The sequence below is a fragment of the Faecalibacterium sp. DFI.5.82 genome (genome assembly GCF_029076575.1).
In the GTDB taxonomy this organism is placed as follows: Bacteria; Bacillota; Clostridia; order Oscillospirales; family Ruminococcaceae; genus Faecalibacterium; species Faecalibacterium duncaniae.
Genome location: NZ_JARFIS010001158.1, coordinates 1 through 288 on the forward strand (window position 1 = coordinate 1; position 288 = coordinate 288).

At 52.8% G+C, this 288-nt stretch carries 1 protein-coding gene; it reads left to right on the plus strand.

Annotated features, from left to right (window positions below):
• Positions 1 to 196 (plus strand): helix-turn-helix transcriptional regulator (locus P0G09_RS20545; RefSeq protein WP_275253608.1); only part of this gene is annotated, 196 nt, incomplete at its 5' end.
• Positions 197 to 288 lie beyond the last annotated feature (92 nt).

Consider the following 288-nt stretch of genomic DNA (forward strand, 5'->3'; position numbering starts at 1 on the left):
GGGCGAAAGCCCGCAGGGGTTCCTGCTGCACTACCGCATGGCACGGGCGGCACAGCTGCTGACCGAATGCCGCCTTCCCATCAGCACCATCAGCGCCATGGTCAGCTATCCCAATCAGCGTCACTTTTCCCGTGCGTTCAAAAATGTATATGGCATCAGCCCACGGGACTATCGTGCAAAGCATCTTGCTCTATAAAAATTGGTCTCCTTCTCCGCTGTTCATCTTTCGTTTTTCCGAAATATAATAACGCCCCATTTGTCAGACCGAATACTGTCGGACAAATGGGG